At 71.8% G+C, this 25,701-nt stretch carries 19 protein-coding genes and 1 pseudogene; 10 read left to right on the top strand and 10 right to left on the bottom strand.

Annotated elements, in window-relative coordinates:
• Positions 1 to 43: 43 nt before the first annotated feature.
• Positions 44 to 1,279: a 3-phosphoshikimate 1-carboxyvinyltransferase gene (gene aroA, locus ACIRVH_RS04150; RefSeq protein ID WP_403948010.1), complete on the bottom strand. Its 1,236-nt coding sequence runs from the start codon at positions 1,277 to 1,279 to the stop codon at positions 44 to 46.
• Positions 1,280 to 1,386: 107 nt separating this feature from the next.
• Between aroA and ACIRVH_RS04145 the strand changes: the two genes are divergently transcribed.
• From ACIRVH_RS04145 to ACIRVH_RS04135, 3 genes are all read left to right on the top strand, one after another.
• Positions 1,387 to 2,253 (top strand): haloalkane dehalogenase, encoded by an 867-nt coding sequence (locus tag ACIRVH_RS04145; RefSeq protein ID WP_403948008.1) that lies wholly within the window; start codon positions 1,387 to 1,389, stop codon positions 2,251 to 2,253.
• A gap of 283 nt (positions 2,254 to 2,536) precedes the next feature.
• Positions 2,537 to 4,381 carry a glycoside hydrolase family 3 protein gene (locus tag ACIRVH_RS04140; RefSeq protein ID WP_403948007.1) on the top strand — a complete coding sequence of 615 codons (1,845 nt, stop codon included), beginning with the start codon at positions 2,537 to 2,539 and terminating at the stop codon, positions 4,379 to 4,381.
• A 177-nt stretch (positions 4,382 to 4,558) separates the two neighbouring features.
• Positions 4,559 to 5,206 (top strand): hypothetical protein, encoded by a 648-nt coding sequence (locus ACIRVH_RS04135; RefSeq protein WP_403948005.1) that lies wholly within the window; start codon positions 4,559 to 4,561, stop codon positions 5,204 to 5,206.
• A 117-nt stretch (positions 5,207 to 5,323) separates the two neighbouring features.
• Here the strand turns inward: ACIRVH_RS04135 and ACIRVH_RS04130 are convergent, their stop codons facing one another.
• The 5 genes and pseudogenes from ACIRVH_RS04130 to ACIRVH_RS04110 form a co-directional block, all read right to left on the bottom strand.
• Positions 5,324 to 6,748 (bottom strand): S28 family serine protease, encoded by a 1,425-nt coding sequence (locus ACIRVH_RS04130; RefSeq protein WP_403948004.1) that lies wholly within the window; start codon positions 6,746 to 6,748, stop codon positions 5,324 to 5,326.
• A gap of 111 nt (positions 6,749 to 6,859) precedes the next feature.
• Complete coding sequence (locus ACIRVH_RS04125; protein WP_403948002.1) at positions 6,860 to 7,252, bottom strand: hypothetical protein; 393 nt, start codon at positions 7,250 to 7,252, stop codon at positions 6,860 to 6,862.
• Between the two features lie 117 nt (positions 7,253 to 7,369).
• Positions 7,370 to 11,098, bottom strand: a complete 3,729-nt coding sequence (locus ACIRVH_RS04120) for an ABC transporter ATP-binding protein (RefSeq protein ID WP_403948000.1) — start codon at positions 11,096 to 11,098, stop codon at positions 7,370 to 7,372.
• Between the two features lie 129 nt (positions 11,099 to 11,227).
• Positions 11,228 to 12,088 (bottom strand): annotated as a pseudogene (locus tag ACIRVH_RS04115) (esterase-like activity of phytase family protein); the annotation flags it as partial.
• A 53-nt stretch (positions 12,089 to 12,141) separates the two neighbouring features.
• On the bottom strand, positions 12,142 to 13,065 hold the full coding sequence (locus tag ACIRVH_RS04110; RefSeq protein ID WP_403947998.1) for a serine hydrolase: 924 nt from the start codon (positions 13,063 to 13,065) through the stop codon (positions 12,142 to 12,144).
• Positions 13,066 to 13,195: 130 nt separating this feature from the next.
• Here ACIRVH_RS04110 and ACIRVH_RS04105 point away from each other — a divergent pair, with 130 nt between their 5' ends.
• The 5 genes from ACIRVH_RS04105 (at position 13,196) to ACIRVH_RS04085 (ending at position 18,207) form a co-directional block, all read left to right on the top strand.
• Positions 13,196 to 15,514: an ArnT family glycosyltransferase gene (locus tag ACIRVH_RS04105; RefSeq protein ID WP_403947996.1), complete on the top strand. Its 2,319-nt coding sequence runs from the start codon at positions 13,196 to 13,198 to the stop codon at positions 15,512 to 15,514.
• Positions 15,515 to 15,734: 220 nt separating this feature from the next.
• Positions 15,735 to 16,088, top strand: coding sequence for a peptidase inhibitor family I36 protein (locus ACIRVH_RS04100; RefSeq protein ID WP_145878095.1), 354 nt, complete (start codon positions 15,735 to 15,737; stop codon positions 16,086 to 16,088).
• 72 nt (positions 16,089 to 16,160) lie between these two features.
• Positions 16,161 to 16,490, top strand: a complete 330-nt coding sequence (locus ACIRVH_RS04095; protein ID WP_403947994.1) for a hypothetical protein — start codon at positions 16,161 to 16,163, stop codon at positions 16,488 to 16,490.
• Between the two features lie 168 nt (positions 16,491 to 16,658).
• Complete coding sequence (locus tag ACIRVH_RS04090) at positions 16,659 to 18,008, top strand: VanZ family protein (protein ID WP_403947993.1); 1,350 nt, start codon at positions 16,659 to 16,661, stop codon at positions 18,006 to 18,008.
• 73 nt (positions 18,009 to 18,081) lie between these two features.
• On the top strand, positions 18,082 to 18,207 hold the full coding sequence (locus ACIRVH_RS04085; RefSeq protein ID WP_403948728.1) for a DUF6210 family protein: 126 nt from the start codon (positions 18,082 to 18,084) through the stop codon (positions 18,205 to 18,207).
• Between the two features lie 12 nt (positions 18,208 to 18,219).
• Here the strand turns inward: ACIRVH_RS04085 and ACIRVH_RS04080 are convergent, their stop codons facing one another.
• The 3 genes from ACIRVH_RS04080 to ACIRVH_RS04070 are packed head-to-tail and all read right to left on the bottom strand — an operon-like array spanning position 18,220 to position 22,399.
• Positions 18,220 to 19,905 (bottom strand): thiamine pyrophosphate-binding protein, encoded by a 1,686-nt coding sequence (locus tag ACIRVH_RS04080; RefSeq protein WP_403947991.1) that lies wholly within the window; start codon positions 19,903 to 19,905, stop codon positions 18,220 to 18,222.
• Positions 19,906 to 19,910: 5 nt separating this feature from the next.
• Positions 19,911 to 20,882, bottom strand: coding sequence for an agmatinase (gene speB, locus ACIRVH_RS04075; RefSeq protein WP_067314783.1), 972 nt, complete (start codon positions 20,880 to 20,882; stop codon positions 19,911 to 19,913).
• A gap of 56 nt (positions 20,883 to 20,938) precedes the next feature.
• Positions 20,939 to 22,399 (bottom strand): sodium:solute symporter, encoded by a 1,461-nt coding sequence (locus ACIRVH_RS04070; protein WP_403947990.1) that lies wholly within the window; start codon positions 22,397 to 22,399, stop codon positions 20,939 to 20,941.
• Between the two features lie 177 nt (positions 22,400 to 22,576).
• Between ACIRVH_RS04070 and ACIRVH_RS04065 the strand changes: the two genes are divergently transcribed.
• Positions 22,577 to 24,325: a PucR family transcriptional regulator ligand-binding domain-containing protein gene (locus ACIRVH_RS04065; RefSeq protein ID WP_403947988.1), complete on the top strand. Its 1,749-nt coding sequence runs from the start codon at positions 22,577 to 22,579 to the stop codon at positions 24,323 to 24,325.
• A gap of 67 nt (positions 24,326 to 24,392) precedes the next feature.
• Entirely contained in the window at positions 24,393 to 25,181 is a 789-nt protein-coding gene (locus tag ACIRVH_RS04060; RefSeq protein ID WP_403947987.1) for a phosphatase, read from the top strand.
• Positions 25,182 to 25,254: 73 nt separating this feature from the next.
• On the opposite strand, the gene ACIRVH_RS04055 is transcribed toward ACIRVH_RS04060, so the two are convergent.
• A complete protein-coding gene (locus ACIRVH_RS04055; protein ID WP_403947986.1) occupies positions 25,255 to 25,656 on the bottom strand; it encodes a hypothetical protein in 402 nt (133 codons plus the stop codon).
• Positions 25,657 to 25,701: the final 45 nt, after the last annotated feature.

The raw sequence follows: 25,701 nt of genomic DNA, 5'->3' as shown, positions 1-25,701 counted from the left end.
CCGAGCCCTTCCCTCCGGTCCAGCAGGAACGGCCACCGTCCCGTCAGGTGGTCGCGCCCAGTGCCGCGAACGCCTCGTGGAAGCCCGGGAACGTCTTCCGCACGCAGCCGGGATCGTCGTACGACAGCCCGGGCGTGCGCAGTCCGGTCACCGCGAAGGACATCACGATGCGGTGGTCGCCGTACGACTTGATCCCGACGTCCGGCAGGGGCGTGCCGGGCCGGATCTCGATCCAGTCGGGGCCGGTCGCCACGTCCACGCCGAGCCGGCGCAGGTTCTCCGCGCAGGCCTCCAGCCGGTCGCACTCCTTGACCCGCGTGTTGGCCACGTCCTCGATGCGGACCGGGCCGGAGGCGAAGGGTGCGATCGCGGCAAGGGTCGGCATGGTGTCGGAGATGTCGCGCATGTTGACGGTCAGGCCGTGCAGAACTCCCGTGCCGCGTACGGTCGTCCGGTCCGCGGCCACGTCCACCTCCGCGCCCATCCGCCGCAGCACCTCGACGAACCGCAGGTCGCCCTGGAGGGCGGCAGAGCCGAGGCCCGGGACAGACACCTCCTGGCCCGGGGTGACGGCGGCCGCGGCGAAGAAGTAGCTCGCGGTGGAGGCGTCCGGCTCGATGGCGTAGGTGGTGGCCCGGTAGCCACCGGCCGGGACCTCGAAGACCTGGCCGTCCCGGACCACCTCGACGCCGAACGCCCGCATCATCGCCAGCGTGATCTCGACGTACGGCACCGAGACCAGGTCGGTCACCCGGATCCGCAGGCCGCCCCGGGTCAGCGGGCCGAGCAGGAGCAGCGCGGTGAGGTACTGGGAGGACTGGCCGGCGTCCAGCACGACCTCGCCGCCCTCGACCCCGGCCGCCCGGACGGTCAGCGGGTGGTGGCCCTCGGCCTCCTCGTGCCGCAGGTCGACGCCGAGGTCGCGCAGGGCCCGGGTGAGCGGGCCGAGGGGGCGCCGGCGCATCTGCGGGGAGGCGTCGAAGCGGTAGGTGCCGTGGCCCGCGGCCGCCAGAGTGGGCAGGAAGCGGGCGGTGGTGGCGCCGTCGCGGCAGTACACATCGGCCTCGGCGAGCGCCGGGCCCTGCGGTCGGCCGTCCACCTGCCAGGCGTCCGGGGTGCGGCCCACCCGGTAGCCGAGCCGGACCAGGCCCTCCGCGAAGCCCTCGGTGTCGTCGGAGCGCAGGGGGCGTACGAGGGTGCTGACGCCGTCGGCGGCGGCCGCGAGGAAGAGCGCGCGGGCGGTGATGGACTTGGAACCGGGGATGTCGACTGCGGGCATGGCCGTCATGATGGTCCGTCGCACGGACGGAGGGGCGGAATGTCCAGGGGCTGGACCGCGTGCGGCGTGGGCGATCCGGCCAGATAGTAGCCATGGACATAATATCTATGTACAGTATCGGCATGCCCACGACTCCAGTCCTCGACTCGGCCATCCATCACGAGGAGTCCGGAAGCGGTACTCCCTTCGTCTTCCTGCACGGCAACCCCGCCTCCTCCCACACCTGGCGCAAGGTGCTGCCCGGCATCGGCGCCGGCCGTCTGCTCGCCCCCGACCTGATCGGCATGGGCCGCTCGGGCAAGCCGGACCTCGCCTACCGGTTCGACGACCACGCCCGCCACCTGGACGCCTGGTTCGACGCGCTCGGCCTGGACGACGTGGTCCTGGTGGGCCACGACTGGGGCGGCGCGCTCGCCTTCGACTGGGGCGCGCGGCACCCGGAGCGGGTGCGCGGCATCGCCTCCTTCGAGACCATCGTCAAGCCGATGGCCTGGCAGGAGCTGAGCCCGCAGGCCCGCAAGCGCTCCGAGACGATCCGCTCGGCGGAGGGCGAGCGGATGCTGGACGAGAACCTCTTCGTCCGGCAGGCCTACACCGGCGGTGTCCTCACTCCCCTGCCCGACGCCGAGGTGGAGGTCTACCTCGCGCCCTACCCCACCCGCGACAGCCGCCGCCCTCTGCTCTCCTGGGCGCGCCAGCTGCCGCTGGGCGGCGAACCCGCCGACCTCGTGGCCCGTATCGAGGCCTACGGCGCCTGGCTGGCCAAGAGCCCCGACGTGCCCAAGCTGCTGCTGACCTTCGAGGGCTCGCCGACCCTGCTGATCGGCCCGGAGACGGCCGAGTGGTGCGCCACCCACCTGGCGGGTCTGGAGACGGTCCACTGCGGCCCGGCCGGCCACCACGCCACGGAGGACCGGCCGGCCGAGATCGCGGCGGCCGTCTCCGCCTGGGCCGACCGGCACGGGCTGCGCTGACCCCCGGCACGGGAACCCGCCGCCCCCGCCACCCGTCCAACCCGCAAGCTGCCGGACGAGTCCGTGGTGCGGTGTCGGCCCTCGCCGCAGGCCGCGAACGCCGACGCACCCTCTCCGCCGCATCACGCCCGACAGCCCACCGTCATCGGCGCGCCCCCCTCCCAAGCGCCGATGGCGGCCCCATCCTGGCTTACTGTGCAGTCCCTTGACGGAAAGAAACTTCCCGGATATTGGTGACTCCTCGGAAGTTTCCTTCAGCGGTTCTCCTCTGGAAGGAGCGCACGTGCACGACACCAGCACGGGACGCACGGGAAGCACGGGAAACACCGCACGGCCGTCCAGACGGACCGTCCTCGCCGCGACCGCGGGCCTCACCGCCGCGCTGACCGCACCGGCCGGCGCCGCCCACGCCGCCACCTCGAACGACCGCACACTCCGCACCCTCATCTCCCGCATGAGCCTGGAGGAGAAGGTCGGCCAGCTCTTCGTGATGCGGGTTTACGGCCACTCCGCCACCGCCCCCGACCAGGCCGACATCGACGCCAACCTCAAGGAGATCGGGGTCCGCACGGCCGCCGAGCTGATCGAGAAGTACCGGGTCGGCGGGATCATCTACTTCACCTGGGCCCACAACACCCGCGACCCGCACCAGATCGCCGACCTGTCCAACGGCATCCAGCAGGCCTCCCTGGCGCTGCCCCGCGGCCTGCCGCTGCTCATCGCCACCGACCAGGAGCACGGCATAGTGTGCAGGGTGGGCAAACCGGCCACGCTGTTCCCGGGCGCGATGGCGGTCGGCGCGGGCCGCTCCCGTTCCGACGCCCGCACCCTCGGCCGCATCTCGGGTGCGGAACTGCGCGCGATGGGCATCAACCAGGACTACTCCCCCGACGCCGACGTGAACGTCAACCCGGCCAACCCGGTCATCGGCGTACGGTCCTTCGGGGCCGACCCGGACGCGGTGGCGGCCCTGGTGGCGGCCGAGGTGAGGGGCTATCAGACCTCCCGGGTCGCGGCGACCGCCAAGCACTTCCCGGGGCACGGCGACACCGCCGTCGACAGCCACACCGGCTTCCCGGTCATCACGCACAGCCGCGACCTGTGGGAGAAGCTGGACGCCGTCCCCTTCCGGGCGGCGATCGCCGCGGACATCGACTCGATCATGACGGCCCACATCCAGTTCCCGGCCCTCGACGGCTCCGGCGACCCGGCCACCCTGTCCCACCCGATCCTCACCGGCATCCTGCGCGGCGAACTCGGCTACGACGGGGTCGTGGTCACGGACTCCCTCGGCATGGAGGGCGTGCGCACCAAGTACGGCGACGACCGGGTGCCGGTGCTGGCCCTGAAGGCCGGCGTCGACCAACTCCTCAACCCGCCCTCGATCGACGTGGCCTGGCACGCGGTCCTGAACGCGGTCCGGAACGGTGAGCTGACCGAGACCCGCCTGGACGAATCGATCCTCCGCATCCTCCGTCTGAAGGCCCGCCTCGGACTGCTCGACGGCGCGTACGTCCCCCGGTCCGGCGTCGACCGCGCAGTGGGCACGAAATCCCACCTGGCCACAGCGGACCGGATCGCCGAACGAACCACAACCCTGCTGGTCAACGAGGACGACACCCTCCCGCTGAACCCCCGCACCGAGCCCAGGATCCTGGTCGTCGGCGCCGACCCGGCCTCCCCGTCCGGCACCACCGGCCCGCCCACCTCGGTCCTGGCCACCGCCCTCACCGAACTGGGCTTCACCGCCACCGCCCTGTCCACCGGGACCGCACCCTCCGAGACGACCATCGCCAAGGCCGTGGCGGCGGCGCGGGACGCGGACGCGGTGGTCGTCGGGACGTACAACGTGACGGCGGGCAGCACCCAGCAGACCCTGGCCGAGCAGCTGGTGGCCACCGGCACCCCGGTGGTGGCCGTCGCCATCCGCAACCCCTACGACGTGGCCCAGCTCCGCTCCGCCAAGGCCTACTTGGCGACCTACTCCTGGACCGACGTCGAACTGCGGGCCGCCGCACGGGTGATCGCCGGACGGGTGAACCCACGGGGCAGGCTCCCGGTGCCGGTGCAGCGGGCGGACGATCCGACGCAGGTGCTGTATCCCCTCGGTCACGGACTGACGTACTAGCCGTACATCACACACCGGGCACAACACACCCAATGGGCTGAAACCCTACGGTTCGCCTGACGTGGCCCCAGCACCGGGGCCACGCTGGGCGGGGGTGTCCGGGGATCGGCAGTACCCGGACAGATGGGTCTGGGATGTCGGCGATACCTGGACAGGGGGGTGTCTGGGGGGTTGGCGATGCGCGGGAAGGGTGCCGCGAGGGTGGCGTACCGCCTCCTGCCGCCCACCCCTGCCCTCGCCGCCCTGGCGGCCACCTTGGCCGCCCTGCTCAGCGGCTGCCAGAGCCACGCGGACGCCCCGGTGGGCAACGCCCGGCCCGCCACCGCCCTCCCCTCCGGCTACGGCGCCCAGTTCCTCGCGGTCGGCGAGTGCAGCTCCTTCGGCACCACCAGCTTCACCGAGGTCCCCTGCACCAGCGAGCGGGCCGCCGCCCGCGTCGCCGCCCGCTACGACGGCACGACCACCGACGGCCCCCTGTGCCCGCCGACCGCCGACTTCGTCCTGCACATCAGCGAACAGCGACCGCAGGACGACGAGGACGGCGACGGCGCGATCCCCCGGGGCTACGCCTGCATGCGCAACCTGGAGCCACCGCACCCCGGCGACCCGGGCGCCGGCGGCGGCCCCCGCACGATCCCCGGCGACTGCGTCTACGACTCGGGCGACGGTCAGGTGCGGGAGACGGCGTGCGACGGGTCGGGGCACCGGAAACCGCAGTACGAGATCACACATGCGGTCGCTGTGCGGTCCGAGTGCCCCGGGTCGACCGTGCTGTACGTGGAGTTGGGCGGGGGGCGGCCGGTGGGGTGCGCCCGGAGGATGTGACGTCTTCCCGGTGCGGCCTCCCAGACCGATCAGCAGGCCTCGCCTGCCCACCCCCCTGGCCACGACGGCGGAGTCGGCCACGCCGACCCCGCCGTCATCAGCTGTCGGACCGGCGCGTCACGGACGCAGCGCCGGCTCCCTGTCCACGCCCCGCGCATCCAGCTTCGCGTCAAACCGAGCCAGCGGCTTCGCCGCAGACGGGTTCTTCTCGACCGCGGGCGAGGCGACGCCCGCCCACTCCAGGATCCGGGCCGTCGCCAGTGCCTTCTCGTCGGACACCAGGCCCGCCACGTTCGCCCCGTGGTTCAGCCCGGGCGCCGTGAAGACGTACGAGTCACGGGCGCCCTTGCCGAGGCGGAAGCGTTCCGAGCCCCAGGGGTCGTTCTGGCCGTAGACGAACAGCATGTGCTGCGCGTGGTGGCGGACCCACCTGTCGACGTTCCGCATCGCCCCGGGCTGGAAGCGCATCGGGATGGAGCGGGGCACGAAGTTGCGCGGGGGCTGGTAGCCGTAGCGGATCAACTTCCGTTCGATGTACGGGAAGTGGATCGTCGGAGCGCCCAGCTGGGTGCCCGCCTGGTAGTAGTACGGGGTGTACTGCTCCAGGCCCTGGTCGGTGTAGGCCGAGAAGCCCGAGATGGTGTCGACCGAGTCCCAGATCGCCTCGTCGGAAGCAGCCGCCGCGTTCGCCGGGATGGAGTCGCAGTCCTTCAGCAGGCTGTACTGCCAGAAGCCCCAGACGTAGTCGAGGACGACCGCCTCGTAGGCCTTGTCCAGGCCGCCGATGGTGTCGAAGGTGTAGTGGTTGTCGGCGGCGTACTGGGCGTACTTCGCCTCCAGCGGCTCCCGGCGGACCAGCGCCTCACGCTGGACCGCGTTCAGGCGGTCCCGGCATTCCTTGGTGCCGACGGTGGTGAAGAAGCGGTCGTAGGCCGAGTCCTCGTCGTTGACGACATCGTTGGGGGCGACGTAGGCCACCACGCCGTCCATGTCGCGGGGGTAGAAGCGCTCGTAGTAGGTGGCCGTCATGCCGCCCTTGGAGCCGCCGGTGGCCAGCCAGTTGGCGGAGTAGATCGGCTTCAACGCCTCGTAGACGCGGTGCTGGTCGCTCGCCGCCTGCCAGATGTCCAGCTTGGACCAGTCGGCCGGATCGGGGCGGGAGGGCGTGAAGAAGCGGTACTCCAGGGAGACCTGGTTGCCGTCCACGATCTGGGTGGGCTCGCGGCGGGACGGGTTCGTGGAGACGTTGTAGCCGCTGGTGTAGAAGACCGTGGGGCGGCTCACGTCCTTGTGCAGCACGGTGATGCGCTGCTGGAAGGTGCCGCGGTCCGGGTGCCGGTGGTCGACCGGCTGCGTGTAGTTCAGTACGAAGTAGCGGTAGCCGGGGTACGGCTTCTCCTGGATCAGGCTCATGCCGGGTATCGACAGGAGCCGGTCCTTGATGTCGGTGGGCTCGGACTGTGCGGCGGTCGCCGCGCCCGCTGTGCTCAGCGTGCCTATGAACACCGCGAGCGCCAGCAGCCATCTGAGCGCCTTGCGCATGCGCACTCTCCCCTGTGAGACAGATGTGCGCCGGAAACTATCGGAGCAACTGCCGTCACACCAGGGGGAATTGAGTGGTGTTCGCGATCAGCACAGAATTCGGGGCATGGGTCAGCAGAGGATCCAGCCAGAGCTGACCGAATCCCGCCCCACCGTGCCCTTCACCCACACGCAGCGCTGGCCCGCGTGGACCGTCACCGGGCCCGCGCGGTGCTTGAACCGGCCCTTGTCCACGACCGGGCGGTTGCCGCGGGCCTGCAGGCTCACCGACATCACACGCTGGACGCCGGGGTTCCGGGCGATGGTGACGGCGCAGACGTAGCCGTTGCGCTTGAAGACGTGCACGGTACCGGTGCTGAAGGGCATGGTTCTCACCTCGCGCCCGGCGCAGGAGCGGTCCACCGCCGCGAGGGCGGTGCCGGGCACCGCCAGTGCGAGCCCGATGGACCCGGCCAGAACGGCCGCGCCCATCGCCAGGCGTCGGCGTATCGCACCACTGTCCACTGTCGTCCTCCCCGTACCGCCGTCATGCATGGCCGATGACCGTACTGATGTACGGACGCACGACATGTGTCGGATGGTTGCACGGCCGTCAGGAGGACGGGCGACCGGAGGCCTGCCTCAGCGGGTCACTCCCACCGGCTCCTCCGGTTCGGACGCGCCCACGAACGTCCGCCACAGGTCGGCGTACCGGCCGCCCAGAGCGAGGAGTTCGTCGTGGGTGCCGTCCTCCGCCACCCGGCCGCGGTCCATGACCACCACCCGGTCCGCGCGGGCGGCCGTGGTCAGCCGGTGGGCGACCACCAGCGTCGTACGGCGGCCCGCCAGGCGGTCGGTGGCCAGGTTGACCTGGGCCTCGGTGGCCAGGTCCAGGGCTGCTGTGGCCTCGTCGAGGAGGAGGACGTCGGGGTCGACCAGTTCGGCGCGGGCGAGCGCGATCAGCTGGCGCTGGCCGGCCGAGAGGTTACGGCCGCGCTCGGCGACCTCGTGGAGGTAGCCGCCGTCGAGCGTGGCGATCATCTCGTGCGCGCCGACCGCCCGTGCCGCCGCCTCGACCTCGGCGTCGGTGGCGTCGGGGCGGCCGTAGGCGATGGCGTCGCGGAGGGTGCCCGGGAAGAGGTACGCCTCCTGCGGGACGACGCCGAGGCGGTGCCGGTACGAGGTCATGTCCAGGGTGCGCAGGTCGGTGCCGTCGGCCGTGACCCGGCCGGAGGTGGGGTCGTAGAACCGGGCCACCAGCTTGACCAGCGTCGACTTGCCGGCGCCCGTCTCGCCGACGAAGGCGACGGTCTGGCCGGCCGGGATCGTCAGGTCGATGCCGGTCAGGGCCTCCTCGGCCTCGTCGGCGGCGCCGTACGCGAAGTGCACGTCCTCGAAGGCGATGTCGCCGCGCAGGGCGAGGACTTCGAGGGGTTCGTCGGCCGACTTCGTGGAGGTCGGCTCGCGCAGCAGCTCCTGGATGCGGCCCAGCGAGACCGTGGCCTGCTGGTAGCCGTCGAAGACCTGGGAGAGCTGCTGGACCGGGGCGAAGAACAGGTCGATGTAGAGGAGGTAGGCGACCAGGGCGCCGGTGGTGAGCGTGGCCGCCTCGATGCGGCCCGCGCCCGCGATCAGGACGCTCGCCGCGGCCACCGACGACAGCAGCTGCACGAACGGGAAGTAGATGGATATCAGCCACTGGCCCCGGATACGGGCCTGGCGATAGCTGTCGCTGCGCTCGGCGAACCGCCGCCCGCCGTCCCGCTCGCGCCGGAACGCCTGCACGATCCTGAGCCCCGCCACCGACTCCTGGAGGTCGGCGTTGACCAACGACACCCGCTCACGGGCGAGTTCGTACGCCTTCACGCTCGCCCGGCGGAAGAAGAAGGTGGCGACGATCAGCGGGGGCAGGGTGGCGAAGACGACCAGGGCGAGCTGGACGTCGAGCACCAGCAGGACGCCCATGATGCCGAAGAAGGTGACGACGGAGACGAACGCCGTGACCAGGCCGGTCTGCAGGAAGGTCGAGAGGGCGTCGACGTCCGTCGTCATCCGGGTCATGATCCGGCCGGTCAGCTCGCGCTCGTAGTAGTCGAGGCCGAGCCGCTGGAGCTGGGCGAAGATCTTCAGGCGCAGCGAGTACAGGACGCGTTCGCCGGTACGGCCGGTCATCCGGGTCTCGCCGATCTGCGCGGCCCACTGCACCAGCACGGTGCACAGACCCAGCAGGGAGGCCGCCCACACGGCGCCGAGGGCCGCCTTCGTGACGCCCTGGTCGATGCCGTGCCGGATCAGCACCGGCAGCAGCAGGCCGGCGCCCGCGTCCACGGCGACCAGCAGCAGGCTGACGAGCAGGGGCCCGCCGAAGCCGCGGAGCAGACGGCGCAGGCCGTACGAATCCTCGGGGCGTACCGCGCGGGCCTCGTCGATGTCGGGGGTGTCGGTGGCCGCGGGCAGCGCCTCGACCTGGGCGAGGAGCTCGGGGGTGGCCGGGGTGCCGGAGAGCGCCAGATCCTTGGGCTCACGGTCGCCGGTCCACAGTCGCGGGGTGACCCCGCGCTCGGCGTCGAACTCCGCGTCCAGCTCCTCGCGGACGGACATGTCCTCCTGCTGCTGGGCCGGGCGGGCGTGGCCCGGGGAGACCCCGCCCAGCTCGTCCGGGTCGGTCAGCAGACGGCGGTAGAGGGCGGAGCGCTCCTGGAGTTCCTCGTGCGTGCCGAGGTCGGCGAGCCGGCCGCCGTCCAGGACGGCGATGCGGTCGGCGAGGCCCAGGGTGGAGCGGCGGTGTGCGATGAGGAGGGTGGTGCGGCCCTCCATGACGTGCTTGAGCGCCTCGTGGATCTCGTGTTCCACGCGGGCGTCCACGGCGGAGGTCGCGTCGTCCAGGACCAGCAGGCGCGGGTCGGTGAGCAGGGCGCGGGCGAGCGCGACGCGCTGGCGCTGGCCGCCGGAGAGGGTCAGGCCCTGCTCGCCGACCTTGGTGTCGTAGCCCTCGGGCAGCTCGGCGATGAAACGGTCCGCCTGGGCGGCGCGGGCGGCGGCCTCGATCTCCTCCTGCGTGGCGTCCGGGCGGCCGTAGGCGATGTTGTTGCGGACGGTGTCGGAGAAGAGGAACGAATCTTCGGGCACCAGTCCGATCGCCGCGCGGAGCGAGTCCATGGTCAGCTCGCGCACGTCGTGCCCGCCGATCAGGACGGCACCGTGGGTGACGTCGTAGAAGCGCGGCAGGAGCAGGGAGAGGGTGGACTTGCCGGAGCCGGAGGAACCGACGACGGCCAGGGTCTCCCCCGGCCGGATCTCGAAGCTGAGCCCGTCGAGCACCGGCCGCTCGTGCGCATACCCGAAGGACACGTCGTCGAACTCGACGGTGGCGGGCGCGTCGGCCGGGAGGTTCTTCGTGCCGTCCTTCAGGGTCGGCTCGGTGTCGATCAGCTCCAGGACGCGCTCGGTGCCGGCGCGGGCCTGCTGGCCGACGGTGAGCACCATGGCGAGCATGCGGACCGGGCCGACCAGCTGGGCGAGGTAGGTGGAGAAGGCGACGAAGGTGCCGAGGGTGATGTGCCCGCGGACCGCGAGCCAGCCGCCGAGGGCCAGCATGGCGACCTGGCCGAGGGCCGGGACGGCCTGGAGCGCGGGCGTGAACTTGCTGTTCAGGCGTATGGTCCGCAGGCGTCCGGCGAAGAGGCGGCGTCCGACCTCGCGCAGCTTCCCGGTCTCCTGCTCCTCCTGCCCGAAGCCCTTCACCACCCGTACGCCGCTCACGGCGCCGTCGACCACACCGGCCACGGCGGCGGCCTGGGCCTGGGCGTACCAGGTGGCGGGGTGGAGCCTGCTGCGGCTGCGCCGGGCGATCCAGCCGAGGGCCGGGGCCACGGCCAGGGCGACCAGGGTCAGCGGCAGCGACAGCCAGGCCATGATCGCCAGGGAGATCAGGAAGAGCAGGACGTTCCCGATGGTCATCGGGAGCATGAAGAGCAGGCCCTGGATCAGCTGGAGGTCGCTGGTGGCCCGGCCGACCACCTGTCCGGTGGACAGCTCGTCCTGGCGGCGGCCGTCGAGGCGGGTGATGGTGTCGTACATCTCGGTCCGCAGGTCGTGCTGTACGTCGAGGGCGAGCCGGCCGCCGTAGTAGCGACGTATGTAGGTGAGGACGTAGACGAGGACGGCGGCGCCGAGCAGCGCGCCGGCCCACGGAGCCATGGACCGGCTGTGGTCGCCGATGACGTCATCGATGATCACCTTGGTGATCAGCGGGACCACGGCCAGCACGGCCATGCCGGCCAGGGAGGATCCGAGGGCGAGGAGGACGTCCTTCGGATACCGCCAGGCGTAGGCCGCCAGCCGTCGTGCCCATCCCCGTTGCGCTGCCACGCCGGTGCCTCCCGTTGAGATCTGGTCTTCCGGAAGGCTCCAACGTCAACAGGGGCGGATTTCATCCCTCTGCAACAAACGAACGCGGACGTCAGACACGTACCCGCAGGTAGTAGAACCGGGTCGTCTGAGGGTCGGGCAGGTGGCGATGTCCGCGAGGAGGGTCTTCCTCATCAGTTGTACGTCCGGCCGGCCGGTAAGGATCTCGACGGTGCTGGTGTCCGTGGCGTGGCGCAGGTCGGCCTCGTAGAGGCGGACGGTGTTGCCGACGCCCGGGGTGAAGCCGCGCTCCAGGACGAGGAGGCGGCCGTCGGGGGTGGCCTGGACCTCCGGGACGCCGAGGCCGGCGTCGGTGCGGTAGGCGTACTGGGCGGCGAGCCGGAAGCCGCCGTGGTGGCGGGTTCAGGTCTGGAAGCGGACGATGCCGGTGGTGTCGCCCGAGATCGAGTACTCCATGGAGGCCGGCAGGGTGCGGCCGCCGGGCAGCATCGTCAGGCCCTCGAAGGTCTGGTTGGCGGTGGCGCGGCCGGCCGGGGCGACCAGGAGGGAGGACGGGACCGGGAGGCGGTCGAGGATCTTCCCGTCCGGGGAGTAGCGGCGGACGGACGGCTCGGTCTCGGAGGAGATCAGCCGGGTGCCGTCGCCATCGATGACGAGCCCCTCGGAGTCGAGGTCGGCGCCCTTCTCGTCGGCGAGGTGGACGGCCGAGGCCGGCTGCAGGGTCTTCGGGTCCAGGCCGAAGAGGGAGGAGCGGTCCTCCAGCGCGACGAGGGAGCCGTCCCGGTCCACCGCGAGCGCGGAGAAGTTGCCGACGAACGTCCCCTGGTACGTCGTCTTGTCGAGCCCGTCGGAGAAGCGGTCGATGGAGACGGTCGGCGAACAGGCGTTTCCGTCCGCGGAGTTGGCGGCACCGGCGGGCCCGGCGGCGGTCAGGCAAGTGACCGCCGCCAGGCCGGCGGTGAGGGTCGCGCGTACGGTTCTCAGGCGCATGCGCGCCACCGCAGGACGGTCCGGTGACCGGCGGGAGACCGTCTTGTGAAGCGTCAGCCCCGCGGGGGCACCGCCACGAACGCCTCGCTCGGCGTGCTGGTCGGGGTGTAGCGGGCGGTGCTGGACGTCGTCGGCACCAGGTCCTTGTGGATGGCCTTGGCGACGTTCTGGATGGTGGTGACGCCGTAGTCCATGGTGCTGTTGTCCTGCGTCAGCACGCTGATCATGTAGTCGTGTCCGGCGCCGTTGAAGGTGCCCAGGCTGTGGACCCGCCAGCCGTGCGTGGAGCGCTGCAGCCAGCCGTTCTTGACGTGCACGGACACGGTGGACGGCGCACCGGCGGGCGTGCCCCAGCGCTGATCGGAGATGACCTGGCCCATCAACTTCAGGATGTAGGCACGGGAGTTGTCGCTCAGCACGGTGTTCTTGGCCGTGACGAGCTTGAGCAGCTTCTGCTCGTCGGTGACGTTCTCCTGGGTCAGACCCCAGTAGCCGTCCGCGCCGGGCGTGGTCTTCGTCATGCCGGCGGCGGACAGGAAGCCCTTGATCTTCGTCAGGCCCAGCTGCTTCCACAGCGTGCTGGTCGCGGCGTTGTCCGACTGGGTGATCATGGCCGTGGCGAGCGACTGCTCGGTCTTCGTCAGGTACCGGTTGTGCTTCTTCGCGTCCCACAGCAGCGTGGCGAGGACGGTGACCTTGACCGTGCTGGCCGAGTCGTAGGCGCTGGTCGCACGCAGGGTGCAGGTCGTCTTGGTGGAGCGGTCGTACAGGCCGACCGCGACGGTGCCCTTGCGGTTCGCGAGCGCCGTCGTGATGTCCTTCTGCAGCTTGGTGGCGAGGCCCGCCTTGCTGGACGTGCAGCTGACGGCGGGAGGCGCCGCCGCGGCCGGAGTGGCGGCGGTGACGGTCGGTATGAGCACCACGGCGCCGAGAGCGGCTGCGAGCGCACCGGCGCGACTGAATGTGCGGGGATTCATACCCGTGTTGACACGCAGAGGCGACCGAAAGTTGCACACGCGTTCGGGGTTGACCCGCCCTTTGCCTATTCACAGGGAAGAGCAAGGCGGGGCACAGCGCTCACCCACCCCCGCTCGACACGATGCGGCCGTGACCTCAGCCACCGATCCCCTCGCCCACCCGACGACCGCGACCGCCGAACCGCCGCCCGCGGCGGCGGCTCCGGCCGCCGCGCCGCGCTGGTCGCTGCCCGCCCTGATCGCGATCATGATCCTGGCGGCGGTGCTCTACTCCTGGAACCTCTCCGGCTCCAGCCTCAACAGCTTCTACAGCGCGGCCGTGCTCAGCGGTACGCAGAGCTGGAAGGCGTGGTTCTTCGGCTCGCTGGACGCGGGCAACTTCCTCACCGTCGACAAACCACCGCTCGCCCTCATGGTCATGGGTCTGTCCTGCCGCGTCTTCGGCTTCGGCACCTGGCAGATGATGGCGCCGATGATCGTGGCCGCGCTGGCGACGATCTGGATCCTGCACACGTCCGTGAAGCGGGTGTGGGGGCACGGGGCGGCCGCACTGGCCGCGCTGGTCCTGGCGCTGACGCCCATCACCGTCGCCATCAACCGGGACAACAACCCCGACACGCTGCTGGTCCTGCTGATGGTCGGCGGCGCGGCCCTGGCCCTGCGCGCGGTGACGGGCGGCCGCCTGCTGCCGCTGCTCGGCTCGGCGGTCTGCTTCGGGCTCGCCTTCAACACCAAGATGCTGCAGGGCTACATCGCGCTGCCGGCGGTCTTCGCGGTGTACCTGTACGCGACCCGGCTGCCGCTGGTGAAGCGGATCGTCAACCTGCTGCTCGCGAGCGTGGCCCTGGCGGTGTCCAGCTTCTGGTGGGCGGCGGCGGTCTCCCTCGTCCCGGCCTCCGAGCGCCCCTACATCGGCGGCTCGACGGACGGCACGGCCTGGAACCTGATCATGGGCTACAACGGCCTCGGCCGGGTCCTCGGCGGCGAGGGCAACGGCGGGGGCGGGGGCGGCGGAGGCGGCGGTTTCTCCGGCTCCGCGGGCCTGGGCCGGATGTTCAACGACATCCTCGGCGGGCAGATCTCCTGGCTGCTGCCCTTCTCCGCGGTCGCGCTCGTCGCCGGCCTGATCCTGTGCGGCCGCGCCCCGCGCACCGACCTCACCCGCGCCGCGCTGGTGCTGTGGGGCGGCTGGACCGTGCTGCACTTCCTGACCTTCAGCATGGCCGAGGGCACCATGCACCCGTACTACACGACCGCGCTCGCGCCCGGCATCGCGGCGCTGTGCGGGGGCGGCGGCGTCATGCTGCTGCGCGCGTTCCGGGACGACAGGCGGTGGGCATGGGTGCTCCCGGTCGCGCTCGGCGTCACCGCCCTCTGGGCGATCGTGCTGCTGCGCCGTGCCTCCGGCTGGAACACCTGGCTGTGGCCGGTGATCGGTGTGGTCATGGCGGCGGCGATCGTGGGCCTGCTCCTCTTCCGGAGCGGCAACCGGGCGCGGCTCCTCGCGGCTTCCGTCGTCGCTGCGGTCGTCGCGGCGGTGGCCGGTCCGGCGGCGTACGCCTGGTCGGTGCCGGCCGGGTCGGGCAGTGGCGGCATGGGCGGTGGCGGCATGGGCGGTACGAACCCGACGGCGGGGCCGTCGACGAGGAGCGGCTTCGGCGGTGGGCCGGGCGGGGGCGGCAACGGCGGCCCCGGCAACGGCGAGCTGCCGGGCGGCGCTCAGCAGGGCGGCCGGAACGGCCGGGCGAGCGGCGGCTTCCCGGGCGGCGGCGAGATGATGCCCGGCGGCGGGAACGGCGAGCTGCCCGGCACCCCGAGCGGGCAGAACGGCCAGAGCGGCCAGGCTCCCGGGGGCAACGGCCAGATGGGCGGCACCCCGCCGGGCGGCACCGGTACGAGCGGCGGCACGGCCGAGGGCGGCACCGGGCAGGGCGAACTGCCCGGCGGCAGCGGTGGCTTCGGCGGTGGCGGCATGGGCGGCGGGCCCGGCGGCGGCATGGGTGGGGCCGACAGCGAGCTGATCTCGTACCTGAAGAAGCACCAGGACGGCGCCGAGTGGCTGCTCGCGGTGTCCAACTCGCAGAGTGCCGCGCAGATCGAGCTGAGCAGCAACGTGCCGGTCATCTCCATGTGGGGCTTCACCGGCAGCGACAACGCGATGACCGTCGCCAAGCTCAAGGAGCTGGTGAAGAAGGGCGAGCTGCACTACGTCCAGGTCGGCGGCGGTGGCATGGGCGGCGGGCCCGGCGGGGGCAGCAACCTCAGCTCCGAGGTGACGTCGTGGGTGAAGAAGCACGGTACGGCGGTGAAGGAGAGCGCGTACAGCAAGAGCACGACATCGAAGTCGTCGTCCGCCGGCTCCGCGTCCTCCGGCTCCGCCTCCTCGAAGTCCTCCTCTCAGAGCAACCAGTCGACGCTCTACCGACTGGACCCCTCGGGCGTCAGCTGACACGAGCGGCACGGCTCCACAGTCGAACGGCCCCTGACCGTCCCCCGGTCAGGGGCCGTTCGGCCGAGCGGGAAAACGTACAGCGCCAATAGTCCTATTTATTCGCCCACACCAGTGATGTCGATCTTGGGTCCGGGCGTGTCCCCGTTGCGGGACAGGAGCATGGCGGCAGCTCGGCACGACCGCCGAGGTGTCCCAACTCCCCTTTTTGGAGAGGCTCGTGAAGTTTCGCTCCTGGTCCCTGGCCGCCGCTCTCGCCCTGACCGCCCTCCTCCTGCCCACCCAGACCGCCGCGGCCCAGGCCGCCGCTCCCTCCTGTCCCGACGGCTCGGTGTGCTTCTGGAGCGGGGAGGGCTTCGGCGGGGACTACTGGGAGTGGACGGCCCGCAGCGGCTACCGCGACATGCCGCCCAACCTCCATGACAACGTGGGCTCCTTCGTCGCCTCCACCCGCGCCTGCTTCATCAACTGGGACCCGACCGAGAAGCGGGACGTCTTCAACGGCGACTGGCGCTCCCAGTACTACGGAGACTTCGGCGGCCGCATCGACGGGGTGGGCCCCGGCGCCTGCTGATCCCGGGCAGCCGCGGGCCGGCATCTTTTCATCGCCCACGACCGCCGCGCGTGCCCGGAGTGCCGTCGGCACGTGGCGGCGGCCCGGCCACAGCCGTCCGCGCAGGAAGGTCTGCACGACCGGGTTCTGGCCGCCGCCCCGGGAAGCATCCGTGACGACCTGCTCTCCGCGTTGCGCACCGGCGCGGAGGTCGTGCTGTGGATCAACGGTCCGGCCGCGAGCCTGGCGCGGCACTACGTGGAGATCGACGCGCTGTGCGACGGCGCGGAGGCCGCAGCCCGGGCGCTCGACGCAGCCGAGCCGGTCGGCCTGGCCCAGGTCGACGACGGCCCCTGGCGGTTCACCGTCGTCCTGCCGCACGACGGTGGCCGCCCGGTCGTCGCCCGAGGAACCCGGCCGTAGCCCCCCGGCCGCTCACCCCGCCCCTCCGCCCAGGCGGGTCGGGGTCAACTTCCGCAGGGTAGGGTCGATTTCGAAGGTTTGGTCAATTTGACGCCCGAGACCCTGACCAGGTCGTCGGAGCGCGCGCCGCCGGCGAGACCGGAGGCGCTTCACGGGGGAAAGAGCAAGTTGTTCGAAGCTGTCTTCGGCGACGACATGGGGTTCCTGGCCGGGCTCACCGTCGTCGCCGCTGTCGTAGGGTCGGCCGCGTGGGCCGTGGCCCGTCGCCGCGAAGTGGATCACGCGGTGTGGTGGCTGCCACTGGCGTTCTGTCTGACCGGTGTCCTCGGCGTCACCCTCGCGCTGCGTGGTGGCGAGGCGGGACGGGCCGAGTGTGTGATCAACCATGAGATCACCGAGCCGCTGTACACCACGCAGGGTCTGTGGAACCTGGCCATGTTCGTCCCGCTCGGCCTGTTCGGTGTCCTGGCGCTGCGGCGTCCGCTTCCCGTGCTCGTCGGTGTCCTCGCACTGCCCTGTCTCATCGAACTCGCCCAGGCCCTCGCCCCGTTCGTGAGCGGTATCTGTGACAGTGCCGACGTGGAGATGAACGCCGGTGGCGGTGTCCTGGGCGTGGCTGCCGGGCTGGTGCTGGTGCGAGGCCGGGTCGCGTGGCGTGCGTGGGCCAAGCCCACGCTGATCGTGGCGCTGGTGTGCGCCGTGGCCGGGCCGGTCGTCTTCCAGACCGCGATCACCGCGAACCACGTGGACGGTTCCAGCGTGCGTGACGCGCACGGCGACGAGCGGGAGACCGCCGAGCGCGTCGTCCGTCAGGCCTTCGGCGATCGGTACCACGTGGGCGAGGTACGCGTGAGCCCTGGCGTCGACGGCTACAACGGCTGGATGTCCATACAGATCGCCGACGCGTTCCCCGCGGACCTGATGTGGCCCGGCGGACGCCGACTGAGCGTGAGTTTCGAGGACTCCGAGCCCCCGACACCGGCGAGCTTCCCGGTCCCCGGCGCCGCCACGCCCCACGACGCCGAGGACGCGTACGGCATCGCCCGCTCCTACATGAAGGCCCATTACCCCTGGGCCGATGCGGCTTCCTTCCACGAGACGCAATCGGTCGGCAGGAAAGCCGAGTTCGGGTGGCGCACGTCATGGCGGTTCAAGGAGCGCGGGGTGGCGATGCCGCGCAGCCTCGACGTGCAGATCAACCGCTCCGGCCGCGTCTCCCAGATGCTGGTCGACTTCGGCCCCGAGCACGTGGACCTTCCGGCCCGGCTGCTGTCGGCGAAGCAGGCCGAGGAGATCGCCGCCAAGGAGTGGAAGAAGAACGGTGCCGATCTCCACACTCTGAGGATCCACGCCGACGAGCTGAGGACCGAACGCGCCAAGGGCTGGCAGGGCCCCTGGCACGTGGTGTGGTCCGTGAGTGTCGTGGACACACACTGCAAGCCCGACAAGGACAGCGGCAGCTGCGACCCGATGAACACGGTCCTCGACGCGGGTACCGGAGAGATCTACGACGAGTGAGGCGCCCTGTGGCTGCAGTGGGCGTTCCTCATAGTGGCGGCGGAGAGGCGTCCGGTACGCGCAGGAGGGCTACCTGATCCCCCTCTTCGGACGCGGCCTCGACGAGGAGCTGACCCGCCTCGCCGAGGTCGACGAGGCGTGGGTTCCGGTCGTGACGCCCGACGGCCCCGGGGTGCTGGTCCGGGAGAACTCCGACTAGTCCGTCGGCGCCCTAACCCAGGTGGGTCGGTGCGAACATCCGCAGGACGGCGGGGAGTACGACGACCGAGGGGCCGGGGGACGCGAGTGCCTTCGCCAGGTCCTCCTCCAGGGTCTCCGGGGTCGTCCGGACCCCGGGGACACCGAAGGACTCGGCCAGCGCCACGTAGTCGGGGCGGGTCAGTTCCGTGGCCGTTGCCTCGCCGAAGGCGTCCGTCATGTACTCGCGGAGGATGCCGTAGCCGCCGTCGTCGACGATCAGCCAGGTCACGGGGAGGCCGTACTGCCTCGCCGTGGCCAGCTCGGCGATCGAGTAGAGGGCTCCGCCGTCGCCCGAGACCGCCAGGACCGGGCGGCCGGGGTCCGCGGCGGCCGCGCCGAGCGCCGCCGGGAAGCCGTAGCCGAGGCCGCCGGCGCCCTGTGCGGAGTGCATGGTGTTCGGGCCCTGCGCGTCGAAGGCCGACCATGCCCAGTAGGCCAGGATCGTCATGTCCCAGAAGGACGGGGAGTCGGCGGGGAGGGCGCGCCGGACCGAGGCCAGCACGTCCTGTTCCAGGGTCAGTTCCTGGGCGGCGATGCGGGCCGTGACCCGGGAGAGCACCTCGCGTACGCGCTCCGGCACCGACTCGTCCGTGCGCTCCTCCACCGTCTCCAGCAGGGCCTGGAGGGCCAGGCGGGCGTCCGCGTGGATGCCGAGGGCCGGGTGGTTGGACTCCAGCTTGCCGAGGTCCGCCTCGATCTGGATCACTCGACCGCGAGGCTTGAACGTGTAGTAGTTCGAGGAGAGTTCACCGAGGCCCGAGCCGACCACCAGGAGGACGTCCGCGTCCTCGAGGAAGTCCGTCGTGTGGCGGTCCTCCAGCCAGGACTGGAGGGAGAGGGGGTGGTTCCAGGGGAAGGCGCCCTTGCCGCCGAAGGTGGTGACCACGGGGGCGTCCAGCTTCTCCGCCAGCGCCTTCAGCTTCCCCGAGGCGTCCGAGCGTACGACTCCGCCGCCCGCGATGATCGCCGGGCGGGCGGCACGGGACAGCAGGTCCGCGGCCACCGCCGTCAGTTCGGGGCGCGGGACCAGGTCCTGCGGGGTCGCGTCCATCGCCGTCACCACCGGCAGGGCGGTCTCGGCGAGGAGCACGTCCTGCGGGATCTCCACCCACACCGGGCCGTGCGGGGCCGTCAGCGCCGACTGCCAGGCCGCCGCGATGGCCGAGGGGATCTGGGACTGGGTGCGGACCGTGTGGACCGACTTCACCACACCCCGGAACGAGGCCGCCTGGTCCGGGAGTTCGTGCAGATAGCCGTGGCGGCCGCCGCCCAGTCCCGGTGTCGGGATCTGGCTGCTGATCGCCAGGACGGGGGCGGAGGCGGCGGCGGCTTCCTGCAGCGCGGCCAGTGAGGTCAGCGCACCGGGGCCGGTCGAGAGCAGCAGCGGGGCCGCCTCGCCGGTGATGCGGCCGTACGCGTCCGCCGCGAAACCCGCGTTGTTCTCCACCCGCAGGCCCACATAGCGCAGGGACGAGCGGCGCAGGGCGTCGAACATGCCCAGCGCGTGCTGGCCGGGCAGCCCGAAGACCGTCGTCGCGCCGAGACCGGCCAGCGTTTCCACGACCAGGTCTCCGCCGTTGCGCCCGGGGGGCGGGTTCAGAGCGGTCGAGATCTGTGCCGCCGTCGGGCGGAGTACCAGGTCGTGGTCGTGAGTCACTGCGCTTACGCGTCCTTCCGCGCCGCCGCGATCTGGCGGCTCATGATGGTGGTGAGTTCGTACGCCGTGTGGGAGGCCGCCACCGACGTGATCTCCGCGTGGTCGTACGCGGGGGCCACCTCGACGACGTCCGCCGACACCAGGTTGCACGACGCCAGCCCGCGCAGGATCTCCAGCAGCTCGCGGGAGGTCATGCCGCCCGCCTCCGGGGTGCCGGTGCCGGGCGCGTGGGCCGGGTCCAGGCAGTCGATGTCGATGGAGATGTACAGCGGACGGTCGCCGATGCGCTGGCGCAGCTGGTCGGCGACCTCGTCGGCGCCGCGGCGGTAGATGTCCGCCGAGGTGACGATGCCGAAGCCCATCTTCTCGTCGTCGGTGAGGTCCTGCTTGCCGTACAGCGGGCCGCGAGTGCCGACGTGGGAGAGGGCGGAGGTGTCGAGGATGCCCTCCTCGACGGCGCGGCGGAACGGGGTGCCGTGGGTGTACTCGGCGCCGAAGTAGGTGTCCCAGGTGTCCAGGTGCGCGTCGAAGTGGAGCAGGGCGACCGGGCCGTGCTTCTTCGCGACCGAGCGGAGCAGGGGCAGGGCGATGGTGTGGTCGCCGCCCAGGGTCATCAGACGGGCGCCGGTGCCGAGCAGCTCGTCGGCGGCGGCCTCGATGGTGTCCACGGCCTCGTTGATGTTGAACGGGTTCACGGCGATGTCGCCGCCGTCCGCGACCTGGGCGAGGGCGAAGGGGGAGGCGTCCTGCGCCGGGTTGTACGGGCGCAGCAGCCGGGACGCCTCGCGGATGGCGTTGCCGCCGAAGCGGGCGCCCGGCCGGTACGAGACGCCGGAGTCGAACGGCACGCCCACGACGGCGACGTCGGCGGTGCCGACCTCGTCGAGGCGGGGCAGCCGGGCGAAGGTCGCGGGTCCGGCGTACCGCGGGATGCGGGAGGAGTCGACGGGGCCGCGGGGCGTCTCGTTGCTGCTCATGGTGAAATGCCTTCTTTCTTGCGCTTCGTCGCGCTTGTACTGCTTTCCATATGACTCTACTGGTGAGCCGGGACCGGTTCGGACACGAGTTCGGGGGACCGTCCCGCGAGGCGCTCGCGCCAGGTGGTGAGGACGGCCTCGTCGGTGGGCCTGGTCGCCAGGGAGACGGCGACGTAGGCGGCGAGGGAGGCGAGCAGGCCGTAGTAGACGGGCTCGTTGGCGAGGATGCCGTAGCCCGCCATCAGGCCGATCACGGCGAGGCCGCCGACGATCACCGAGGCCAGCGCCCCCTGCACGGTGCCGCGCTTCCACAGCAGACCGCCGAGGATCGGGACGAGCAGGCCGCCGACCAGGAGGTTGTAGGCGACCGTCAGGGCCTCGACGACGTTGTTGAGCGCGATCGCGGTGCCGATCACCGCGACGCCCATGATCAGGATGAAGGCGCGGTTGCCCTTGACCTCGTCGTGCTCGTCGCCGTCACGGCGCACCGCGCCGCGCAGCCGGGACCAGATGTCGTTGTTGGCGACCGTCGCGCAGGCGATCAGGGCGCCGGAGGACGTGGACATCACGGCGGCGAGGGCGGCGGCCAGCACCAGGCCGCGGACGCCCACGGGCAGCTCGTCCTTGACGATGGTCGCGAAGGCGTCGTCGGGGCTGCCGAGCTTGGGGTAGAGGACCTTGGCGGCCGTACCGATGACGGCGCCGGCGAGGGCGTAGGCCAGACAGTAGGTTCCGGCCACCGTGCCGCCCCACTTCGCCGTTCTGTCGCTGCGGGCGGTGAACACGCGCTGCCAGATGTCCTGGCCGATCAGCATGCCGAAGGTGTAGATCAGCACGTACGTGAAGATCGTCTCGCCGCCGATGCCCAGCGGGTCGAAGTACGACGTGGGCAGCTTGGCCTTCATCTCGGAGAAGCCGCCGGCCTTGACCACCGCGATGGGCAGGAGCAGGAGCAGCACACCGATGGTCTTGACGACGAACTGCACCATGTCGGTCAGCGTGATGGACCACATGCCGCCGAGCGTGGAGTACGCGACGACGATCGAGCCACCGAGGATGATCGCGACCGTGCGGTTCATGTCGAAGAGCACGTCGAAGATCGTGGCGTAGGCGATGGTCGAGGTGACGGCGAGCATCAGGGTGTACGCCCACATGACCACACCGGAGATGACACCGGCCCGGCCGCCGTAGCGCAGGTCCAGCATCTCGGAGACGGTGTAGACCTTCAGGCGGGCGATGCGGGCGGAGAAGAAGACCGACAGGGCCAGCAGGCCGAGGCCGATGGTGAAGACCATCCAGGCGCCGGACAGGCCGTACTGGTAGCCGAGGCCGACGCCGCCGATGGTGGACGCGCCGCCGAGGACGATCGCGGCCATGGTGCCGGAGTACATGGCGGGCCCGAGGCGACGCCCCGCCACCAGAAACTCGCTCTTGGACTTGGCGCGGCGCATGCCCCACCAGCCCATGGCCAGCATGCCGGCCAAGTAGAGGACGATCACTGTGTAGTCAACGGCCATGTGGGGCCCTCCTTCGCGCACTGTCAGTGGCGTGTCGTGCAGATACATGGGGGGTGGAGGTGCCGGCAGCGGATCGCGGGGACATCCGCCCGTACCCGCGGCTGCCGTGCTGACTTGACACTAGGTGGCCGCAAGGCGACTGCGAAGTGTACGTTTCATCCATACGAACGGGGCGGGATGGAGGGAATGCACACCATGCCGGAGGCGATCACCCCAGCCGTCCCACCGACCCCACCGGTACCGCTCTCGGCCCTGCTGGCCCGCGAGGATCTCGCGCTGCGCCAGATCGCCGGGCCCTCGGATCCGGACATCGTGATCCACTGGGCGCACACCTCGGAGATGGCCGACCCGTACCCGTACCTGCTGGGCGGCGAGCTGCTGCTCACGGCCGGGGTGCACATCCCGGAGGCGGCGGGCGCAGGGACCTACTTCGACGACTACGTCTCGCGGATCGTGGCCGCCGGCGGGGCGGCCCTCGGCTTCGGCCTGGCGCCCGTGCACGACACGGTCCCGCGGGCCCTGGTCGCCGCCTGCGACGCGTACGACCTCCCGCTCCTGGAGGTACCGCCGCAGACGACCTTCTCCGGTGTCGCCCGCGCGGTCTGGCAGCTGATGGCGCAGGCCCGCCTGGCCGAGCTGCGCCGGGTCACCGAGGCCCAGCAGAGCCTCGCGGCCGCCGCCTCCCGCCCCGACCCGGTCCCCTCGGTCCTGCGCCAACTGGCCGGCCGCCTGAGCGGCCACGCGATCCTCTACGGCCCCGACGGCACCGAGATCGCGACGGCGGGCCGGGAGCCGACGCAGGGGGCCCGCGAGGCACTGGCGGCACTGGCCGGGGTCGTCCGCCCGCCCGGTGCCCGCGAGCCGGTGCAGCCCGCTGGGGCGGCCGCGGGTTCGGCCGGCACCGGCGCCGGTGGCCCCACCGCCGAAGGCACGACCGGCCCGGCGGGCAGCGGCGCCGGCAGGTCGGCCGGACGCCGTACGGCCGGCGGGGCGGAGGCCGACGCACCCACGGGCTCCCGCCCCTCGGCGAGCCGGCACCCCGTCGACCACCCCACCGCCTCGCCCTCCCCCACCGACCCGGCAGCGGCCCGACCGGCCACGGCCACCACCCGCCCGATCCCCACCTCCGCCACCGACACCCACGGCGACACCCATCTCGCCGCCTACGCGCTGGGTGCCGGGGAAGGGTTCGTGCTCGGTGTGGCCGGTTCGCGCCGGGAACCCGGGGACCACACCATCGCCTCCGTCGCCTCCGTGCTGCTCTCCCTGCTCACCGGCGAGCACCACAGCGGTGCCGGTGCCGCCCGGTCCTCCGCGCTCGTACGGCTGTTGCTCGGCGCGGGGCCGGAGGAGGTGGCGCCGCTCGTGGGCGAAGGGCGATGGGTCGTCGTGCACGCCCGGCCGGAGGCCCAGGCGCCGGATGCCGTGGCCGCCTCCGCACTGGGGGCCGCGCTGGGGTCGCCGCTGGTCGACCTCGCCCGGGACGTCGTACGCGTGCTGGTGCCCGCCGAGCGCGAGCCGGCCCCGCAGCCGGGCTGGGCCCTCGGGGTCAGCGCGGCCGTCGGCCCTCGGGAGTGGCCGGCCGCCGACACCCAGGCGGCCCGCGCCCTGGCCCGCGCCCGCGCCACTCGCAGCCCATTGGTCCGGCACGGCGCCCGGCCGGGCCTGGAGGACCTGGTGCCCCGGGCGGACGCCGAGGCCCACGCCCGGGCGCTGCTCGCCCCGCTCGCCGCACAGCCCGCGCTCGCCGAGACCCTGCGCTCCTGGTTGTCCCTGCACGGCAGCTGGGACCGTACGGCGGTGGCGCTCGACGTGCACCGCAACACCGTGCGGCAGCGGATCGCCCGGTGCGCGGCCCTGCTCGATGCCGACCTGGACGACCCGGACGTACGGATGGAGCTGTGGTTCGCGCTGCGCCAGGCGTGAGTGAGCCACGTCCCAGGCTGCGATATGACGAGGACGCGCCAGGTCCGCTGCCCTCACAATGGGAGGCATGCCGATATCCGGGACACCCAGCCGCGCCCAGCTCGTCGACCACCTGGTGAGGACCCGTATCGCGGGGGACGTCGCCACACCCCGCGAGAACAACCTCTCCCACTACCGCAAGCTGGCCAACGGCGACCGCCACTACTGGTTCGGTCTGGAGCTGGGCGACCGCTGGTCGGACGAGCAGGACGTGCTCGCGGTCATGGCCGAACGGGTGGGTGTCAACGACGATCCCGAGTACCGGTACGGGCAGGACACCATCGACCCCGAGCTGACCCTGGACGCCCTGGAGCGCCTCGCACTCCGGCTGCGCAAGGCGGCCGACGGGCAGCAGCGGGTGCTGTTCGCGACCGGCCACCCGGGCGGCCTGCTGGACGTGCACCGGGCCACGGCCGCCGCGCTGCGTGCCGCCGGCTGCGAGATCGTGGTGATCCCGGACGGGCTGCAGACGGATGAGGGGTACGTCATGCAGTTCGCGGACGTGGCCGTCCTGGAGCACGGCGCGACGCTGTGGCACACGCACTCCGGTGAGCCGATGCGGGCCGTCCTGACCGGACTTGAGCGCGAGGGGCGTCCGCTGCCGGACCTGGTGGTCGCCGACCACGGCTGGGCCGGGTACGCCGGACAGCACGGCGTCGACTCCGTGGGGTACGCCGACTGCAACGACCCCGCGCTGTTCCTCGCCGAGTCCGAGGGCACCGTCCAGGTGGCGGTGCCGCTCGACGACCATGTGGTGAGCCCGCGCCACTACGACCCGATGACGGCTTATCTGCTGGCGGAGGCGGGCCTGGCATAAGGCGCCCACGGGGGCCCCGCGCATGATGTGCGGCCCTGCCGGCAGGGCCGCACATCACCCTCAGTTCGTCGGGTCAGTAACCTCCGTGGCCTCCTCCACCGTGGTCTCCGCCGCCGTGGTCGCCGCCACCGTGGTCACCACCGCCGTGGTCGCCGCCGTAGCCGCCGTGGTCACCGTTGTCGCCGTAGCCGCCGTGGTCACCGCCATAGCCGCCGTGGTCGCCGTTGTCGCCGTAGCCGCCGTGGTCACCGTTGTCGCCGTAGCCGCCGTGGTCACCGCCATAGCCGCCGTGGTCGCCGTTGTCGCAGTTGTCGTTGTTCCACCAGCCGTCGTCACAGTTGCTGCTGTAGGAACCGTGGTCGTCGTGGGACGAGCCCGCGAAGGCGGTGCCCGCCGTGCCGACGGCGGCTCCGCCGGCCAGCAGCACCCCGGCTGCGGACATCGCGACAAGACGCCTCGTGCGCTGTGATCGCATGGGATATACCTTCCATCTCCATCGTCTCTCGCGGCTCCCGGAGAA

The sequence above is a fragment of the Streptomyces sp. NPDC101165 genome (assembly GCF_044768135.1).
Classification (GTDB): domain Bacteria; phylum Actinomycetota; class Actinomycetes; order Streptomycetales; family Streptomycetaceae; genus Streptomyces.
Note: the sequence above shows the minus strand (reverse complement) of the source record. Positions and strands in the feature narration are given on the sequence as shown.

What these genes read in the sequence shown, in the direction of transcription:
- aroA (WP_403948010.1), bottom strand. Translation starts at nt 1,279, where the DNA reads ATGCCCGCAGTCGACATCCCCGGTTCCAAGTCCATCACCGCCCGCGCG.
- ACIRVH_RS04145 (WP_403948008.1), top strand. Translation starts at nt 1,387, where the DNA reads ATGTACAGTATCGGCATGCCCACGACTCCAGTCCTCGACTCGGCCATC.
- ACIRVH_RS04135 (WP_403948005.1), top strand. Translation starts at nt 4,559, where the DNA reads ATGCGCGGGAAGGGTGCCGCGAGGGTGGCGTACCGCCTCCTGCCGCCC.
- ACIRVH_RS04130 (WP_403948004.1), bottom strand. Translation starts at nt 6,748, where the DNA reads ATGCGCAAGGCGCTCAGATGGCTGCTGGCGCTCGCGGTGTTCATAGGC.
- ACIRVH_RS04110 (WP_403947998.1), bottom strand. Translation starts at nt 13,065, where the DNA reads ATGAATCCCCGCACATTCAGTCGCGCCGGTGCGCTCGCAGCCGCTCTC.
- speB (WP_067314783.1), bottom strand. Translation starts at nt 20,882, where the DNA reads ATGAGCAGCAACGAGACGCCCCGCGGCCCCGTCGACTCCTCCCGCATC.
- ACIRVH_RS04070 (WP_403947990.1), bottom strand. Translation starts at nt 22,399, where the DNA reads ATGGCCGTTGACTACACAGTGATCGTCCTCTACTTGGCCGGCATGCTG.
- ACIRVH_RS04065 (WP_403947988.1), top strand. Translation starts at nt 22,577, where the DNA reads ATGGAGGGAATGCACACCATGCCGGAGGCGATCACCCCAGCCGTCCCA.
- ACIRVH_RS04060 (WP_403947987.1), top strand. Translation starts at nt 24,393, where the DNA reads ATGCCGATATCCGGGACACCCAGCCGCGCCCAGCTCGTCGACCACCTG.
- ACIRVH_RS04055 (WP_403947986.1), bottom strand. Translation starts at nt 25,656, where the DNA reads ATGCGATCACAGCGCACGAGGCGTCTTGTCGCGATGTCCGCAGCCGGG.